At 35.4% G+C, this 1,363-nt stretch carries 2 protein-coding genes and 2 pseudogenes; 2 read left to right on the plus strand and 2 right to left on the minus strand.

Translation table 11 applies throughout. From position 1 onward, the window contains the following. Both IM290_RS21470 and IM290_RS21475 read left to right on the plus strand, forming a co-directional pair. Positions 1-282 (plus strand): annotated as a pseudogene (locus tag IM290_RS21470) (hypothetical protein); the annotation flags it as partial. Positions 283-305: 23 nt separating this feature from the next. Further along, positions 306-674, plus strand: coding sequence for a hypothetical protein (locus IM290_RS21475; protein ID WP_193354512.1), 369 nt, complete (start codon positions 306-308; stop codon positions 672-674). A 148-nt stretch (positions 675-822) separates the two neighbouring features. On the opposite strand, the gene IM290_RS21480 is transcribed toward IM290_RS21475, so the two are convergent. Together IM290_RS21480 and IM290_RS21745 are read right to left on the minus strand one after the other, a co-directional pair. Beyond that, complete coding sequence (locus IM290_RS21480) at positions 823-1,095, minus strand: hypothetical protein (RefSeq protein ID WP_193042718.1); 273 nt, start codon at positions 1,093-1,095, stop codon at positions 823-825. A 53-nt stretch (positions 1,096-1,148) separates the two neighbouring features. Continuing rightward, positions 1,149-1,363: pseudogene (locus IM290_RS21745) on the minus strand (hypothetical protein); the annotation flags it as partial.

Raw genomic sequence — 1,363 nt, forward strand, 5'->3', positions numbered from 1 at the left:
GATTCACTGGATGAGAAAGAAACTAAAGCAGCTGAATATCTTGCCTTATGCGAAGAAGCTATTCGAGCTTCAACATCCAAAGGTTTAGCAGGAGCATTTGAAATAAAAGCAAATAAGCTTAATAAAAGTATTCAAGCTTGGGTAGGTGGATTAATACTATCTTTAGTGTTAGGTGGATGGTTTGGCTTCAAACGTTTTGAAGTCTATCAACTGTGCTTAAGCAAGACAACCCAAATACAACAGTTATTATTACACAGTTATTCTTATCTTTGTTTAGCATAGCAGCACCATTATGGTTTGCTTGGTTGGCAACTAAACAAATAAACCAGCGCTGGAAGTTGGCAGAGGATTATGCATTTAAATCTTCAGTGGCGAAAGCGTATGAGGGATATAAAAATGAAGCAAAACGTGTATCTGATGGTGAATTTGAAAAAAGACTTTTTGATTCAGCTCTGACTCGTCTTGAGGAAGCTCCGTTACGGCTTATTAAAGGTGATGATCATAGTACACCTTGGTCAGAGTTATTAAGTTCAAAGTCGTTTCAGAAATTTTTAGATGCCTCTGTCGAAAATGTTCAATTTGTTAGAGGGATTTTAAACAAAAAAATTCAACAACCAGCGCTGGCTAGTAATGATGCAGAAACTGATATAGTTAAAAAACAAAGTGAACTATAAATTAAGCATCTCGCGAAACTGGTAGGCTTTAATGATGTTAAATGGAGTCTAGTGCTGTTGATTAAATAAAGTCTTTTTATTTCAGTAATATATTCTAATAAGTGTGGGGCTATTTTAAAAGCCCCACTATTGGGGCTTTATAATTGCACTATGGTGAAACAGTCCAGCCGTGAAGAGAAAGTGTTTCTATTTCAAACTCAACTGATTTAGGTGAGTTAATTTTCAGGTCAGGCAGCAAAATGTAGTAGCAGTCTTCCTTAAATTGGCAAACAACTTCGCAAATTTCTAGCTGATCATGCCACATAGAATCTTGAACGTACATTCCTGGTATGGGTATTAAGTTGCTTTCATATGTTTTTGTAAGTTGTTTGAACGCTTCGCCTTCCGGCAATACTAACATCCTGCGTGCTTTAATCAACATTTACAACTCCTCCATTTTAGGTTAGCTCATTGGCAGAAAATAATTTTTTTATCTTAGATAAATTCAACAGTTAATAATTCACTGATACAATCCAGAGGTATTTCGCCTTTATAACCAACTTCCACCCAAGTGACTACTCTATCACACCATGCCTTTTCATTTTTCCATGATGCCCATGAAATTAGATGTTTATAATTTTTTTTCATGAAGAAACAAGAAACACATTTTATCACCTTTACGGAGATTCTGTGTAGGAAAGCATTTATAG

The sequence above is a fragment of the Enterobacter cloacae complex sp. S1 genome (genome assembly GCF_014930525.1).
Lineage (GTDB): Bacteria > Pseudomonadota > Gammaproteobacteria > Enterobacterales > Enterobacteriaceae > Enterobacter > Enterobacter hormaechei_C.

What these genes read in the sequence shown, in the direction of transcription:
- IM290_RS21480 (WP_193042718.1), bottom strand. Translation starts at nt 1,095, where the DNA reads ATGTTGATTAAAGCACGCAGGATGTTAGTATTGCCGGAAGGCGAAGCG.